The following is a 15,768-nucleotide window of genomic DNA, read 5'->3' on the forward strand; positions in this document are numbered from 1 at the left end:
AAAATAAAAGTAAGAAAATATTTCATCCACTCACAAAATATTATAGAAAAATGGATGGAGTAATATGGGGTAAGTGTTAACTATATCGAACAAAGGGTGTATAAGATGGATAAATATCAAATTGCATTATTAGCTAATGTGCGTAAGCAGCTGCAAGAGTGGACTGATCAAAATGAAGAAATACCTCATGAAGAGGTGTACCGCTTTTTGCATTCAATTTCTGGAACCTCTGCGACCATTGGACTGCGTTATTTAGGAGACCGTTCCCGCGAGTTAATGGAAGCTGTTGAAAAAAATCAGAAAAAAAACTGGGATTACGCGGAGTTGAATACTTTTTTATTAGATATTATTAAAATTTGTTATCAAGATGAAATTCAATCGGTAGAAGATATAAATAAATCGATAGAAATCAGTGAAAAAACAGCTAATGTTTTACTTGTGGATGATGATCTTTCAATGCTGATGTATTTAAAAGAACAGTTTGAAAAACAAGGGTGGTACGTATTAGCAACTGCCTCTAAAGAAAAAGCTATTACGGCTTTTTACGAATTAAAGCCGGATTGTTTTGTTGTTGATGTACATATGAAAGACTGTACAGGCTTTGACATTCTTTCATTTTTACGTGATAAAACAAAGCAACTGTTCGTCCCGATTGTCATGATGAGCGTTGATAATCAAAGAGAGACGCGTTTGAAGGCTTTTAAATTAGGGGCCGATGATTTTTTTGGTAAACCTCTCGATATGGAAGAAAGTCTACTTCGAATTGGTCACCATATTGAACGAAAGCAGATGTTTAACTCCTATTTAATGTTTGATGAATTAACAGGAGCCTATAACCGAACGTATTTAAAAGAAGTCTACAGTCAGCAGCTATCAAGCTACGACCGCTTGAAAGAGCCTTTTTGTTTAGCGATTTTAGACTTAGATTTCTTTAAAAGAATAAATGATCGGTATGGGCACCTTATGGGAGACCGCGTGCTGCAAGCATTTGTAGAGTATATGAAGCATGAAATTCGTCCAACAGATTACATCTTTAGATATGGAGGCGAAGAATTTATTCTTTTACTTCCAAAAACCAATATAAAAGAGGCAGAAACAGTATTAAATAGACTGTTGGATTTGTTTGTGAAAAAAGTGTTCACACATCAAAGCAATTCGTTTTATTGCAGCTTTTCCGGCGGAGTTGTAGAAGTTCATAACACTGAATGGTCGTTAGAAAAAGCTCTTCATCAAGCTGATGAAGCATTATATATAGCGAAGGAATCAGGACGTCAAAAAATTGTAGCTTCTTCTCAAAGCAAGCTGGTTAAAAAGCGAACGCTTCGTATGGCTATTATTGATGATGATTCTATCATTCGAACGATGCTGAAAGAGCTTTTAAGTAAGATAGATGTAGGAGATCGCTATGAAGTGAAAATAGAAGTGTTTAAAGATGGCATCGAATTTTTTGAGTCCCAATGGATTCACTCTAGCGATCAGTACTTTGTTATTTTAGACGGAATGATGCCTAAGATGGATGGCTTGGAAGTTCTGCAAAAATTAAGACAGCATAAACGTCACGATCAGTATACGGTTATTATGCTTACATCAAGAAACAGCGAACAAGATATTCAAAGAGCATTAGAACTTGGGGCAGACGATTACATGACAAAGCCATTTAAGTTAATGGAGCTTGAAGCGCGCGTGCGTCATTTAATGAAGAAGGTGAAATAAATGGCAATTTCAATTCAAGTGGTATATGTCTTATTTGGCGGATTACTATTGCTTTTAGTCTGTTTTCTGAGTTATTTACTTATTCAAAAAGCGCGTTTAAACGCTTGTCGAGCAAAAGTAGAATCCTATAAAGATAGTATGAAAGAATCTCTTTTTATTTATTTATACAGAAAAGATGAAGAACATCGGGTAGAGCCTGAAAATAAAATAGAGCTGGCGGGTGTAGAGGAACTATTGAGCGGTTTTTCTGCAGCTGTGCAAGGCGATGAAATTCTAAATAACATCACGCTTTATGCGGAGAAGGTTTTTACACCCAAATATAAAAAAGAGCTGCATCATTCTAGATGGAGTGTCAGAATGAATGCCCTTTATGCTATCGAAGACTTTGGTCTAACTACGCTAACAGACCAATTAGTAGAAATGTATGAGAAAAAAAATAGTACAGCGGCTGAAAAAAATCAAATTTTAAAAATTTTAGTTAAGCTGAACCGTCCTGAGTTTGTTGTGTACATAACGAACGCTTCTAGACCGCTGTCTGAATGTATGTACCGCTCTTTGTTTGGAACTATGAACAGTGAGCAGTTTCAGCAATTTATTAATAAATTTGAAAATCTACAAGAAGAAATTCAGCTGCCTCTTATCGATATGATCGGTATCAATCATAAGTTAGAGTATATAGATTTCTTAAAAATGCACATGAAAAGTTCATCAGAAGAACTGCGAATTCGTTCGTTGAAATCACTTAATGCTTTATCTTTTCCATTAAGAATAGAGGAGCTCACGAACCATCTTCAGTCAGGTATTTGGCAAGAAAGAATGATGGCTACAAAACTAATAGGCAAAACGAGAGATGAGAAGGGATTGTCACTTCTTGAGCAGTCGCTAAAAGATTCTCATTTTCTTGTGCGTTCGAATGCTGCTCAGTCAATGATGAAAATCCCAACAGGTAAAGAATACTTAGTTCATGTATACAAAACGACTGATGACAAGTTTTCGAAAGATATGGCAGCAGAATGGCTTGAAAAAGGAGGAGTTACGGTTGTGGAATAGTGTTTGGCATCTTTTATTGTCCATTTGCGAATGGGCTGTATTTGCTTATATGATTTTTGTGCTTTGTTTTTATTTTATGATGTTTATCATCTCTGCTTTTCAACTGCGAAAGCAATATCAATTAAATGATGAAGAACCTTATGAAGATTTGCTTGCGGTTAGCTATACAACGCCGTTATCTATATTAGTTCCCGCTTATAACGAATCTGTCGGGATTATTGGAAGCGTGCGTTCGCTGCTTGGAATTGAATATCCGGAATATGAAGTAATTGTAGTAAATGACGGATCTTCAGATGATACGTTAGAAAGGCTAATCGAGGAGTTTTCTCTTGTGAAAATGAATCGAGTTGTGAGAAAGCAAGTAAAGACGAAAGAAGTAAAAGCTGTATATCGTTCTAAATTATACGATTATTTATATGTAGTCGATAAACAAAATGGGGGAAAGTCAGATGCATTAAATGCAGGAATTAATTTATCCAACTATCCTTATTTTTGTTCGATCGATGGCGATTCAGTGTTAGAAAGAGACGCTTTTTTAAAAGTTATGAAGCCAATTATTGATTCAGACGGAGAAGTAATTGCTTCAGGGGGAAGTATTCGAATTGCAAACGGATGTAAAATCGAAAACGGTGCGGTCGTATCGATTGGACTTGATACGCAGCCGCTTGTTGTGATGCAGATTATTGAATATTTACGTGCCTTTCTTATGGGGCGCATTGGTCTCAGTCGCCATAATTTATTACTTATTGTGTCAGGAGCATTCGGCGTATTTTCTAAACGCTGGGTGATTGAAGCTGGGGGATATTCTCATACAGTCGGCGAAGACATGGAGCTTGTTGTTCGCCTGCACCGACTGATTAAACAGAAAAAAGCCAACAATCAAATTGTTTATATTCCAGATCCCGTATGCTGGACAGAGGCACCCGATGAAATCAAATATTTGCGAAGACAGCGAAACCGCTGGCACCGAGGTTTATTTGATAGTCTTTGGAAGCATAAAGAGATGCTGTTTAATCCGAAATACGGAAGTATCGGAATGATTTCGATGCCTTATTTTGTGTTTATTGAACTAATCGGGCCGGTCATGGAAATGTTAGGCTATTTGTTTATTGTCATTTCTCTAGTTATAGGCGGGATTTATGTAGAGTTTGCTTATTTGCTTTTTCTCTTAATGGTTGTATATGGTTCTCTTTATTCAATGGCGGCCGTTTTGCTAGAAGAGTGGAGCCTTCGCAAATATCCAAAAGTATCTGATATCGCTAAGCTGTTTGTCTTTTCTCTGACCGAATCTTTTTGGTATCGCCCTCTAACTGTTATATGGCGGTGTCATGGATTATTGGATGTTATTCGCAATAAAAAAGGCTGGGGAGACATGAAGCGAAAAGGAGTTTCACAATGAAAAAATGGTTACTAATTGGCGGCATTATTTTGGTTATGGCAGTAACGGCCTCTCCATTTCTTATTTGGCAGTTAAAGAAACCAACTGATTTGAATATGCTTGTCATTGATAAAACAGTGCCGGATCAAACGTTTCGAGAGCATCAAGGTTTAATGTGGATGCTGAATCAAGCGAAAGTACGCAAAGACGGGAAGCCTTATGAAATCTCAAAAGATTATGCAGGGTTTTACCCAAAAGGAGATAAAACATACAGCATTAAATCTCTGCCAAAAACAAACTCTGCAGATATGATTTATATCACGGACACGTATGGCGTATACAAAGAAGATTTAGGCGTAAAAGCTAAAAGAGGAGATCGCTCTCAATTGGTGTATGGCGGAATGACTTCTGAAGACGTGAGCTACGTTAAGAAAGCGCTGAATGGACGTACAAAAACGCTGATTGGAGAGTTTAATACATTTGGAAGCCCTACTTCTTTAGACGTTCGCAAAGAACTGTATGAATTGTACAATGTTACGTGGTCCGGCTGGATTGGTCGCTATTTTGAGGAATTCGGCAGTGAAGAAGTTCCTGCTTGGGTGAAAAGTGCTTACAAAAAGCAGTACAACAAAGAGTGGAGCCTTACAGGAAAAGGTTTATTATTCGTTAATGAGTCCAATAAGCTCGTTATTATAACGGAAAAAGAATTAAAAGAAAATCCAGTATGGTTTCAATATACAAAACAAGGAAAGAAAACATTGAATTTACAAGATGAATCTGCTTATCAATATTGGTTTGACGTAATTACACCGCAGCAAAAAAGTGATGTGCAGGCTCAGTTTGTCTTTCACTTGGATTCTGAAGGAAAAAACAAGCTAAAGGAAAATGGTATTCCTTTGTCCATACCAGCAGTCGTTCATCATAATAAAGAGCGATATGATACCTATTACTTTGCAGGAGATTTTGCAGATCAAGGAGAAGTACCTTCCATTTATCAAACCTCTTTTTACCCGGTGTGGAAGAAATGGACAGAGAAAATCGGAAAAGAAGATGAGTCTTCTTTTTACTGGACTGTTTACCTGCCTCTTATGAATAAGATCATAGATCACCAGCAAAATGAATCTCAGCCTGCTTCTGTTACGTTTAATGAAAATATGGAAATCTATGAAGATGCTGACCATAAAGTAGCCGGGAAAGTAGGAAAAGATTATTTGCAAGTTTATCAAAATGGCAAGTGGCAAGATTTGCTGATTAAAGGAGTAAATATGGGCATTAGTAAGCCAGGCCATTTCCCTGGTGAGACTGCTATTTCGAAAGAGGAATATTTGCGCTGGTTTAAAGAAATAGGAAAAATGAATGCAAACTCAATCCGCGTATACACCATTCATCCTCCCGCCTTTTATGAAGCGCTTGCTGAGTATAACCAAAAAGCCAAAGAACCCATTTATCTTTTTCATGGGGTTTGGGTGAATGAAGAAGTTTTCTATGATTCACAAGATGCTTTTGCAAAGGAAAATACAAAAGAATTTGAAGCTGAAATGAAAAGGATTGTAAACGTTATTCACGGAAATGCAACACTGCCAAAACGGACGGGACATGCTAGCGGAACGTATACAGCAGACGTTTCTCCTTACGTTTTGGGCTGGATTATAGGAGTTGAATGGGATCCCACGGTAGCTCTTTCGACAAATGAAAAACATAAAGGAATGAAAGATTTTAAAGGGCAGTATATCTATACCGAAAAAGGCAACCCCTTTGAAATTTGGCTTGCTCAGCTTATGGAAAAAACAATTTCCTATGAGCAGGATAAATATGATTGGCAACGGCCTATGAGCTTTACGAACTGGGTGACGACGGATTTGCTGACTCATCCATATGAGCCTTCTGAAGACGAAGATAAAGTGTCTGTTAATCCTAATTTAATTCACACAACTAAAAAATTTGAGCCGGGATTATTTGCCTCTTATCATATTTATCCGTACTATCCTGATTTCTTAAACTATGAACCTCGTTATCTCGCTTATCAAGATCATCGAGGAGAGAAAAATAACTATGCAGGCTATTTGCAAAATATGAAAGAAGTTCATCATATGCCCGTTCTTGTTGCAGAATTCGGTATCCCTGCTTCACGAGGATTGACCCATAGAAACGTATACGGGTGGGATCAAGGCTTTCATACAGAACAAGAACAAGGAAAGATTCTGTCACGCTTATACGAAGACATTGTTGAAGAAAAAATGGCTGGCGGTATGGTCTTTACATGGCAAGATGAATGGTTCAAGCGAACGTGGAATACGATGGAGTACGACAATCCGAACCGCAGGCCATTTTGGACGAATTTGCAAACGGGAGAGCAGCATTTTGGACTGCTGAGTTTTGATCCAGGAACGAAGCTAAAAGTCAAAGTAGACGGTAAATCAGATGATTGGAAAAAGCTGAACAGTAAGTCGGTATATAAGCCGTCTAAGAAGTTAAAAGCATTGAACATTACAAGTGATGAAGGTTATCTATATCTACACGTGAGTGCAAAAGAACTGGAAGATCAAAAGCTTTATTTCTTGTTTAACACGATTAACAATCAGGGACAGTCAAAGATTCCTCAAATTCCTTCCTTAAAAACAAAAGAAATTGATTTTGTAGCAGAATTAAACGGGAAAGAAGACAGTCATTTATGGATAGACAGCTATTACGATACGTATTATTTTTCATATGCTCATCAGCTTCAAATGATCCCGGCGGTAAAAGGAACCGATACAAAAGACAACGGCATGTTTAATCCAATCAGGCTCGCCCTTAACAAAGAGTTAGCGATTGGAGAGGGTAAAAACAAGAGAACCATTCCTTTTGACGCCTATGAAACAGGGAAATTCCAAGAAGGAAACAGCGATCCTAATTCTTCTTCATTTGATTCGCTTGCTGATTTTAAAGTGAATGAATTAAATGGAATTGCTGAACTTCGCATTCCTTGGGCGCTTTTAAACGTAAAAGACCCGAGTCAAAAAGAAATAATGGGAGATATTTGGTCCAAAAAAGGATTAGAATCCAGCGAGAAAATAAAAGGAATTCAAGTGGGAGTCGTAGCTGTTAATAAGAAGAGCAATGACGTGGAAGATACGTTTCCGACTCAGAAAAAAGGAGAACTTTTATTAAAAGATTTTTACTTATACAAGTGGAAAAATTGGGAGTATCCAACTTTTCACGAACGAATAAAGCCGTCCTACTTCATATTGCAAAAAACGTATGGACGACTACAAGCGGAGGAATAACAATGGCAAAAATTTTATTAGCGGAAGATGAAGAAGTGCTTCGTATGTTAGTGGTAGATACGCTTGAAGATGAAGGACATGATGTGACGGAAGCAGAAAATGGCGAAGAAGCTTTGGAATTTATTAAAGAACGTGATTTTGACTTGATTATTTTGGATTATATGATGCCCGTGTTCACCGGGCTTGAAGTCATTCAGCAGCTGAAAGAAATGAAAGATAAGCGCCATACAAAAGTATTGATGCTTTCAGCTAAGAGTCAAGCTGCTGATCAAAGCCGAGTGTTAGAAGCAGGGGCTGCGTATTTTATGTCTAAGCCGTTTAGTCCCCTATTACTAGCCGAACGTGTCGAGGAAATTTTAGATGAACAATAAACTAAAACGAAAAAGTATCTCAACCCAGTTCATCCTCTTAGCAAGTATCCTTTTACTTGCTTTTGCGGTGGGTTCAACTGTACTTGTTGTACGGCAAAAAGAAATTACAGCTGATTATGCCCAGTACAGGGCACAAGTACGGGAAAAGGCACAGCTGCTATCTACAATTGATAAATCAATGAACAAGGCTTTTTTGCAGGCTCGTGGGTTTATTGCGTTTGATTCAGAGGATATGTATAACGAGGCTGCAAGTCAGCAAAAAATTATCGAAGAAAATCTTGACCGACTTTCAGGTCTAGCCGCAGATAGACGTGAGCGTACGTTTGTAAATGAAGCGACGGTGATGCTAAACACGTATTTTAATCAAACGCTTCCTTATTTTAAAGATATTTACGACAAAAAAGGTATTGAAGGAGTCCGCTCTAGTCCTGAGCGGAAGGCTGCTTCTAAGTCAATAGAACAAATGCAAAAAGAACTTGATGGCTACCAAAATGAATTAACTAAAGACTTAAATACACAGTACGATGATACGTCGAGTGACATGCAGAAAAGTCAAACGTTCTTTATTTTATTTTTAGCGTTTACAGTGGTCATTTTACTATTGCTTACACGGGTACTGCTAAATAAGTTTGTAAAGCCACTGAGTCAGCTCGCATATACGGCAAGCGAAATTGCTGCCGGAAAAGAAATGCCTATGACATTTGATGAACATAGAAGAGATGAAATTGGTATGCTATCTCAAGCTTTTTACCAAATGGTATCGGCTTTGCAAAATAATGAACAGGAGTTAACGGCTCAAAATGAGGAGCTGATTGCACAGCAAGATGAATTGCACAGTCAGCAAGATGAACTTCAGCACGCATTAGAATTGACAAAGGAACGAGAAGGAGAGTTAGAATTGCGCAATTTATTTGTGCATGGACTAACAAATTCTCTTCACAAGCAAGAGGTTCTCACGAGTGCTGTCACAAACATGAGCCGGGTGATGAAAGCTGATCACGGGTTTATTATGCTGGCCGATGAAAAGACACATGCTTCATTTGGTCTATCTTCATCAAGTGTTCAACAGATGGTGGCAAATCTTCATAATAATTACGTTGATCATGTGCAAAAGACGAAAAAATGTATGGTAGTAAAAAGAGAGTGTATAGAACATGAGCGCCTATATCATCAGCAAACGTTTTATTTGTATGATGTTATCGTACCGGTGCTGTCTTCACAGGGAGATATGCTAGCCTATATGTTTTACAGCCGCTACGCGGATGAATACACAGACCATGAATTACAGACATTTGAAATACTGGCCAAACAAATCACGATTGCTCTTGAAAAAATTTATATTTACGAAGAGTCTGAGCATGACCGATTGCTATCTCAAGATATTTTAAATTCGATTCAAGAAGGAATGCAGCTTGTAGATACAAGCGGTACGATTCTACAAGTGAATACGAAGATTAGCGAATTGTTTCAATATGAGCATCAAAGCGGGCTTCTTCAGCTCTCTCGCGATCAATGGCTAGATGCTCTCTCTCAAAAAGTCGAAAATATACAGCAGCTGAGACAATACGTTGAATCCATTTGTAAGGGAGAGCAAGTAGAAAAGTCTTTTGTTTATTACCTGCACACGGAAGGTAAGCGAAAAGTTATAAAAGTTTATAGTGAATACGTATATCGAAACCGTCAGATGTTTGGCGTATTGTTCGTTCATCGGGATATTACGAAAGAATTTGAAGTTGATCAGATGAAGTCGGAATTTGTAAGCACTGTGAGTCACGAGCTGCGCACACCTTTAGCAAGTGTGTTAGGATTCACTGAGCTTATGCTAAACAAAACATTAAAAGAAGAAAGACAGAAGAAGTATTTAACTACTATTTATCAGGAAGCACAGCGGTTAACGTCTTTAATCAACGATTTTCTGGACGTCCAAAGAATGGAAGCGGGGAAACAAACCTACGATAAAAAGTATCAAGACATTCTGCCGCTTATTAAGCAGGTGATTGAGGTCCAGAAAATACAAACAAGTAAGCATGAATTTGATATGATTTCTGATCAAGAGCATTTTACAGTAATGGGAGATAAAGATAAGCTGCTGCAATTGTTTAATAATGTAATTAGCAATGCAGTGAAATATTCGCCTGATGGAGGGAACGTTACAGTTAAAGTGTATCAAAAGGAACACGCTGTTTATATTGATATTCAAGATGAAGGAATTGGTATACCAAGTGAAGCGCTAGGTCAATTGTTTACCAAATTCTACAGAGTAGATAACTCCGATATGCGCAAAATTGGCGGAACGGGTCTAGGATTAGCAATTGTAAAAGAAATTGTAAAAGCTCATGGTGGAGACATTACTGTACAATCGGAATGGAAAAAAGGAACAACATTCACGGTTGTTCTCCCGCTTCTATATGAAGTTCAGTACGATGAAGAGATGATAAGTACGAATGATAATCGTAAAAGCGTAGTGATTGTAGAAGATGATAAAAGTTTAGCGACGCTTTTACAGGTAGAATTAAAAGAAAGCGGTTTTCACGTTCGGTATTTTAACAACGGAGAAGACGCATTAAACTCTATTCATCAGCAAAAGCCTGAAGTGGTTGTTCTAGATATTATGTTAGGAGAAAATAAGTTAGACGGCTGGGATGTTTTAAGACAGCTCAAAGAAAATACAGAGACAGAAAAAATTCCTATTTTAATCTCATCTGCTTTAGACGAAAGAAGCAAAGGGTTAGAGCTTGGAGTGTGTGAGTTTCTGATTAAACCCTATCAGCCTAGTAAATTATCCAAAACGATTCTCCAGCTGCTTTTGAAAAAACAAGAGCACGAAGGAGAAATTATGATTCCATCAGATAAAGAAGAGTAGAAATTTGGTGAGGCTTCGTTATATTTACGGAGTCTCATTAAACGAAAAGAAAATTAGCAAAATAATATAAAAAAATTATTGAAAACGCTATCAAAATGTGGTTTTATAGAAAGTAGGCATAACATGATGACCTTAGAATTACCTTTTTCCACCTCCTTACATGCGTAAGGAGGCTTTTTTGTATAAATATAGTAAGATAAGATAACAAAACCTGATGCAGAATCGTTCATTGAATTTCAGCTAGTTAAGAAACTGCTCAAGAAAGTTTGATAGTGAAAGGAGTGAAGCTCTGGAGATTATTTCACAAAGGGAGGATAGTCTATCCAAGAAGTGAAGGTAGTTCAATTTTTATAATCATAGTATAATAAAAAATACGGTTATAAAAGCTGTGTTTGTTATACATCTTTTATATAGAAGGTAAGGTTGAATTTTATATTTTCTTAAAGGAGGTCTTTCCTTGGATATTGCGTATATAATTGCTGAAGAAAGAATTAGACAAGCAATAAAAGACGGTGACTTTGATAAGCTGCCTGGGGAAGGAAAACCATTAAAGTTAGAAGATTTATCACATATACCTGAAGAACTGCGCCAAGCGTATAGGATATTAAAAAATGCAAACATGATAACGGATGAACAAGAGCTGAAACGAGATATGGCTACAATAGAAGAATTGATTTCTATATGCACGGATGCTAATGAAGAACAAAGGCTAACAGAGATGCTTACGGAAAAGCGTTTGCGCTTTGAGCAGCTCGTTGACAAGAAAAAGATGACAAGTTCTGCAGCTTACAGGACGTATCAGAATAAAATTTACTCCAAATTTTTTTATTAATGAGTGTAATGGACGAGACGATCGGAGGGTGAGAACTTGCGGCTGTTAATTTTATTGATCAGTATCATACTATTTATTTCGCTTTGTTTTTATATTTTTGCCCCACAAATAAAACGAGGTGCCCAATCGAAAAATGTGCCGGTTTTATTTATTCATGGCTATTTAGGCAGTCAAAAAAGCTTAGGGAAAATGATTAAACGATTTGAACAAAACGGATGGGGAACTAAAGTAGGTTACTGCGTTGTTCAAAAAGATGGAGCTATTCAGTGGAAGCATATTATGAAAGCAAAAGAGGGAAAACTTCCGCTTATTCATATCGTCTTTAAAAAGCCAGATGCCAGTATTGCACAGCAGCAAAAATGGATTGAAGCTATTATGCAAGATGTACGTGATACATATAAAGCATCTTCTGTTGATTTAGTTGGACATAGTATGGGAGGAGTAACAGCAGTAGCTGTTAGTTTGTCTAACCCTCAATATATTCAAAAGTTAGTTACGTTAGGATCGCCAATTCAAGGATTAGATTATCAGGAATTAATGGAGATGTATCCTCATGCACGCAATCATATTGAATCTATGGGTGCTCGTGATTTAGCTTTTCACTCTATAGCGTTAAACAAGCTGTACGAAAGTCGTCAAGATTTCTCAAAAGAAATCGACGTTTTTTCAGGAGCAGGAGATGTGGGAGATAAGACAGATGGAGTGGTAACAGTAGAAAGTGCGTACGGACTGCAAGAGTTCACCGAACACATTCATCTCCAAACGTTTCATGAAGCACATTCAGATTTACATGAAAGCTCAGAGGTTGATAAAGCCGTCTATCAATTTTTAAAACGGGATTAAAGGGGGATTACGATGCTTTACTTAATTAGACACGGCCAAACAGATTGGAATAAAAACAAACTTATTCAAGGGCATGCTGATATTCCGCTCAACGAAGCGGGAAAGCAACAAGCTAAACGCGTAGCGGAACGTTTTCGAGATATCCATATTGATGTAATCTATACAAGCGATTTGCTTCGTGCGCAGGAGACGGCTAGGGAAATTGCAGCAGCTGCTAAAGTAGAGAAAATCGAAGTTTGTGAGCAGCTGCGTGAGCGCTCTTTTGGAGAACTAGAATCAAAGAACGTAGAAGTTTTGCATGAGCTTGTGCCAAACTATGCAACAAATTGGGGAGAAGAACCCTTATATAATATCGAAACACTCGAAACCGCTCAAGAACGGATGGTTCGGCGGTTAACGGAAATTATGAAGAAGTCTATCGGAAAGAAAGTAGCAGTTGTTAGTCACGGGGCGGCAATTAATACATTCATTCATCATGTAACAAGCGGAGAACAAGGAACAGGGACTACTATTTTACAAAATACATCGATTACAACTTTTGCTTATGAAAGTGGGAAATGGCGTCTTGAAACGATCAATGATGCCAAACATCTTGAATAAATATACTTAAAGAGGCTGTGACAGTAGTATTTTAGTTGAGGGAAGATCCGAACGATTAATCGTTCGGATTTTTTTATGGTGATGGTGAACGTAGGTTTTATATATGTAAGTAATTCTAGCTGTTGATTGGAGGGAAAGGCGAAGACTCCTGCGGGAAAAGCGGAAGGGATGAGACCCCGAATATTAATTTTATATATAAATATTTATACAATTGATTTTAATAAAAATGCATAGTAAAATAAGTTTTATTACTATTCTATTAAAGCGTTTAATATAACTGAATTTCCTAATATTGTTTAATAAATAACTATATTTCGGAATAAGATTAATTGATTTGTATAATTTCAAGGAGGATGTAGTATGTCAAAAGATTGGAGTCGCTTATTTGAAAGAATGCCTGAATTGCTAGCACCGACGATGGCTAAAGACCATCCGAATTTGCCCGTTGTGAAAGAAGAAGGATGCTATTATTATGGATTGGATGGTAAAGAATATCTCGATTTTACTTCTGGAATCGCTACGACAAATGTAGGACACAGGCATCCGAAAGTAGTAAAAGCAATCAAAGACGGAGCAGACCAATTATTGCACGGTCCTTCAGGTGTTATTATGTACGAATCGATATTAAAGTTAGCCGATGAGTTAGCAAAAGTAACGCCGGGCAATTTAGACTGCTTTTTCTTTGGAAATAGTGGCACCGAAGCAATTGAAGGAGCCTTGAAATTAGCGAGACATGTCACAAAGCGTCCGTATGTTATTTCTTTTTTAGGGTGTTTTCATGGCCGCTCGATGGGAGCTTTAAGTGTTACAACCTCGAAAAGCAAATATAGACAATTTCAGCAGCCTTCGGGACTGACGTATCAGATTCCATATGCCAATCCAAAAGAGTGCCCTGCGGAGCTAGACAGCGATGTGTACTTTACTGAAAAGCTTGAAAAAGATTTTGAAATACTCTTTAAGCACCAAGTCACGCCTGAAGAAGTGGCTGCCGTTATTTTGGAACCAGTATTAGGAGAAGGCGGCTATATTATTCCTCCGAAAAGTTGGATGAAGAAGTTAAGAGAGATTTGTGATCGTCACGGAATATTACTTATTTTCGATGAAGTGCAAACAGGGTTTGGCCGTACCGGCGAATGGTTTGCTGGACAAACGTTTGATGTCGTGCCAGATATTATGGCTATAGCAAAAGGAATTGCTTCTGGAATTCCGCTTAGTGCAACGGTAGCTTCTCAAGAATTAATGAAGCAGTGGCCCCTTGGCACACATAGTACAACATTTGGAGGAAATCCTATTGGATGTTCAGCAGCCCTTGCAACTCTTGAAGTGATGAAAGAAGAACAACTGCTGGATAACACGAAAAAAATGGGCGCTTATGCGTTAGAAAAGCTGCATCTTTTAAAGGACAAACATTCAATTATTGGGGATATCCGTGGTTTAGGACTTATGATTGGAATTGAAATTGTTAATCCGGATACTGGAGAAGGCGATGGAGACGCCTTATTCGAGATTTTGGACTTAGCTTTAGAAAAAGGCGTGTTATTTTATTTTTGCGGAAATGCAAGTGAAGTTATTCGCATGGTACCTCCGCTTACTGTAACAAAAGAACAGATAGATGACGGCATTCGCATGCTAGATGAGGCTATCACTTCTTTTGAGAAAAAGTCAGCTGTAAAAGCGTGATAAAAAAATATAAAAAAATTATATATTTGTAACCTAGTTGTCATAGTAATGGTAGCGATATCATAGTTTTAGAGGGAAAACAATTTTCTGAAAAGTAGTTGACATCTGTTTGTGCAGCATGTAACATAATATTTATCTTATCAACAATTATCAACAAAATTCGACAAACTTCGACAAACTTCTTATCAAGAGAGGTGGAGGGATAGGCCCTGTGAAACCTCGGCAACGGACTTTATAGAACCGTGCCAACTCCCACAAGCAGTGCTTGAAAGATAAGAAGAGACCAGGCTTACTAACAATTGTGATCCCAACCTCTTCTTACAGGCACTTAGACACTGTAAGTGGAGGTTTTAATTTTATGACAAGAATATGACATTTAGATAAAAAACAGCAGGCGAAATTACCTGCTGTTTTTATATGCTGTAAAATGATAAATAACCTACCAGAATTCCTAGTAAAAATACTCCAATCGTAATACCAACAATCCACCACATCATTTTTTTCATTATTTATTCCTCTTTATCAATTAACTATAGCTGTTGATCCGCCGGAAGCGCCCGAAGCTGTACCGTAAGCAGTTTGTCTTTTGATTCCGGCATTTTTAGCTGCAATTTTCCACTGCCAGTCAATTCGCCCGTAGGCTCGATTATTTTGCACCCAAGATTTTGAGCTCTTTTTTGAAATAGATACAAGGGGGTTTACATTTTTCGTGACGACGCCTCGTACACTTTTGACTGAAGTCACCGATGAGTTTTTCGTGTAATAGTCTACATACACGGTTAGTTTTGTTGTTGTAAATCCAGCCGCTTTATAAGAAGCCGTATAAGCTGCTGTTTTGAATAAAGGTGAAGCCGTTCTTGCTCCGTATGCTGCTGTACTTGCAGCTTCGACCGTGCCGCTAGTCTCTTCAATATCCATTTTTAACAGAGATGGATCCTTTAGTGATTGTACAACTTTTTGTTTTTGTTGACGCGACAGTTTTGAAAATTCATACAGTGAACTTTTATCATTTTGCGCTTTCAAGAACTGCGTGTAAGAAGCAACCGTTAAATGTGCAGGTTTTTCACTAGCCATAACTGAGGTTGGTACGACTAATAGGCATAATAACGCACTTATCAGGAAAAAAGAAAAAAATGTTCTTTTTGTAGCCATATTTATATAAATCCTTTCTA

Annotated in this window: 11 protein-coding genes and 1 riboswitch; of the genes, 10 read left to right on the plus strand and 1 reads right to left on the minus strand. The window is 37.6% G+C overall.

Annotated elements, in window-relative coordinates; genetic code table 11:
• Positions 1-105: 105 nt before the first annotated feature.
• From ACN6NE_RS15720 to ACN6NE_RS15765, 10 genes are all read left to right on the plus strand, one after another.
• Entirely contained in the window at positions 106-1,713 is a 1,608-nt protein-coding gene (locus tag ACN6NE_RS15720) for a GGDEF domain-containing response regulator (protein WP_474325878.1), read from the plus strand.
• The gene (locus tag ACN6NE_RS15725) at positions 1,714-2,763 is read left to right on the plus strand and encodes a HEAT repeat domain-containing protein (protein WP_474325880.1); all 1,050 of its coding nucleotides are present in this window, start codon (positions 1,714-1,716) and stop codon (positions 2,761-2,763) included.
• On the plus strand, positions 2,753-4,162 hold the full coding sequence (locus ACN6NE_RS15730; protein ID WP_474325882.1) for a glycosyltransferase family 2 protein: 1,410 nt from the start codon (positions 2,753-2,755) through the stop codon (positions 4,160-4,162). The genes ACN6NE_RS15725 and ACN6NE_RS15730 overlap by 11 nt, the downstream gene beginning before the upstream one ends.
• Positions 4,159-7,407, plus strand: a complete 3,249-nt coding sequence (locus ACN6NE_RS15735) for a hypothetical protein (protein WP_474325884.1) — start codon at positions 4,159-4,161, stop codon at positions 7,405-7,407. The genes ACN6NE_RS15730 and ACN6NE_RS15735 overlap by 4 nt, the downstream gene beginning before the upstream one ends.
• Before the next feature lie 2 nt (positions 7,408-7,409).
• Complete coding sequence (locus tag ACN6NE_RS15740) at positions 7,410-7,778, plus strand: response regulator transcription factor (protein WP_013055647.1); 369 nt, start codon at positions 7,410-7,412, stop codon at positions 7,776-7,778.
• The gene (locus tag ACN6NE_RS15745) at positions 7,768-10,641 is read left to right on the plus strand and encodes an ATP-binding protein (RefSeq protein ID WP_474325886.1); all 2,874 of its coding nucleotides are present in this window, start codon (positions 7,768-7,770) and stop codon (positions 10,639-10,641) included. The genes ACN6NE_RS15740 and ACN6NE_RS15745 overlap by 11 nt, the downstream gene beginning before the upstream one ends.
• Before the next feature lie 457 nt (positions 10,642-11,098).
• On the plus strand, positions 11,099-11,473 hold the full coding sequence (locus ACN6NE_RS15750; RefSeq protein WP_043980127.1) for a DnaJ family domain-containing protein: 375 nt from the start codon (positions 11,099-11,101) through the stop codon (positions 11,471-11,473).
• A 36-nt stretch (positions 11,474-11,509) separates the two neighbouring features.
• Complete coding sequence (locus ACN6NE_RS15755; RefSeq protein WP_129706557.1) at positions 11,510-12,316, plus strand: alpha/beta fold hydrolase; 807 nt, start codon at positions 11,510-11,512, stop codon at positions 12,314-12,316.
• A 12-nt stretch (positions 12,317-12,328) separates the two neighbouring features.
• A complete protein-coding gene (locus ACN6NE_RS15760; RefSeq protein WP_129706558.1) occupies positions 12,329-12,916 on the plus strand; it encodes a histidine phosphatase family protein in 588 nt (195 codons plus the stop codon).
• Between the two features lie 360 nt (positions 12,917-13,276).
• The gene (locus ACN6NE_RS15765; RefSeq protein ID WP_474325888.1) at positions 13,277-14,596 is read left to right on the plus strand and encodes an aspartate aminotransferase family protein; all 1,320 of its coding nucleotides are present in this window, start codon (positions 13,277-13,279) and stop codon (positions 14,594-14,596) included.
• A 179-nt stretch (positions 14,597-14,775) separates the two neighbouring features.
• A riboswitch (SAM riboswitch) is annotated at positions 14,776-14,875 on the plus strand.
• Positions 14,876-15,118: 243 nt separating this feature from the next.
• Here the strand turns inward: ACN6NE_RS15765 and ACN6NE_RS15770 are convergent.
• Entirely contained in the window at positions 15,119-15,748 is a 630-nt protein-coding gene (locus tag ACN6NE_RS15770; protein ID WP_129706564.1) for a hypothetical protein, read from the minus strand.
• Positions 15,749-15,768: the final 20 nt, after the last annotated feature.

It is taken from the genome of Priestia sp. 53B2, assembly GCF_056099005.1.

Coding starts and splice junctions, on each gene's coding strand:
- ACN6NE_RS15745 (WP_474325886.1), top strand. CDS start 7,768: ATGAACAATAAACTAAAACGAAAAAGTATCTCAACCCAGTTCATCCTC.
- ACN6NE_RS15740 (WP_013055647.1), top strand. CDS start 7,410: ATGGCAAAAATTTTATTAGCGGAAGATGAAGAAGTGCTTCGTATGTTA.
- ACN6NE_RS15770 (WP_129706564.1), bottom strand. CDS start 15,748: ATGGCTACAAAAAGAACATTTTTTTCTTTTTTCCTGATAAGTGCGTTA.
- ACN6NE_RS15735 (WP_474325884.1), top strand. CDS start 4,159: ATGAAAAAATGGTTACTAATTGGCGGCATTATTTTGGTTATGGCAGTA.
- ACN6NE_RS15725 (WP_474325880.1), top strand. CDS start 1,714: ATGGCAATTTCAATTCAAGTGGTATATGTCTTATTTGGCGGATTACTA.
- ACN6NE_RS15765 (WP_474325888.1), top strand. CDS start 13,277: ATGTCAAAAGATTGGAGTCGCTTATTTGAAAGAATGCCTGAATTGCTA.
- ACN6NE_RS15760 (WP_129706558.1), top strand. CDS start 12,329: ATGCTTTACTTAATTAGACACGGCCAAACAGATTGGAATAAAAACAAA.
- ACN6NE_RS15720 (WP_474325878.1), top strand. CDS start 106: ATGGATAAATATCAAATTGCATTATTAGCTAATGTGCGTAAGCAGCTG.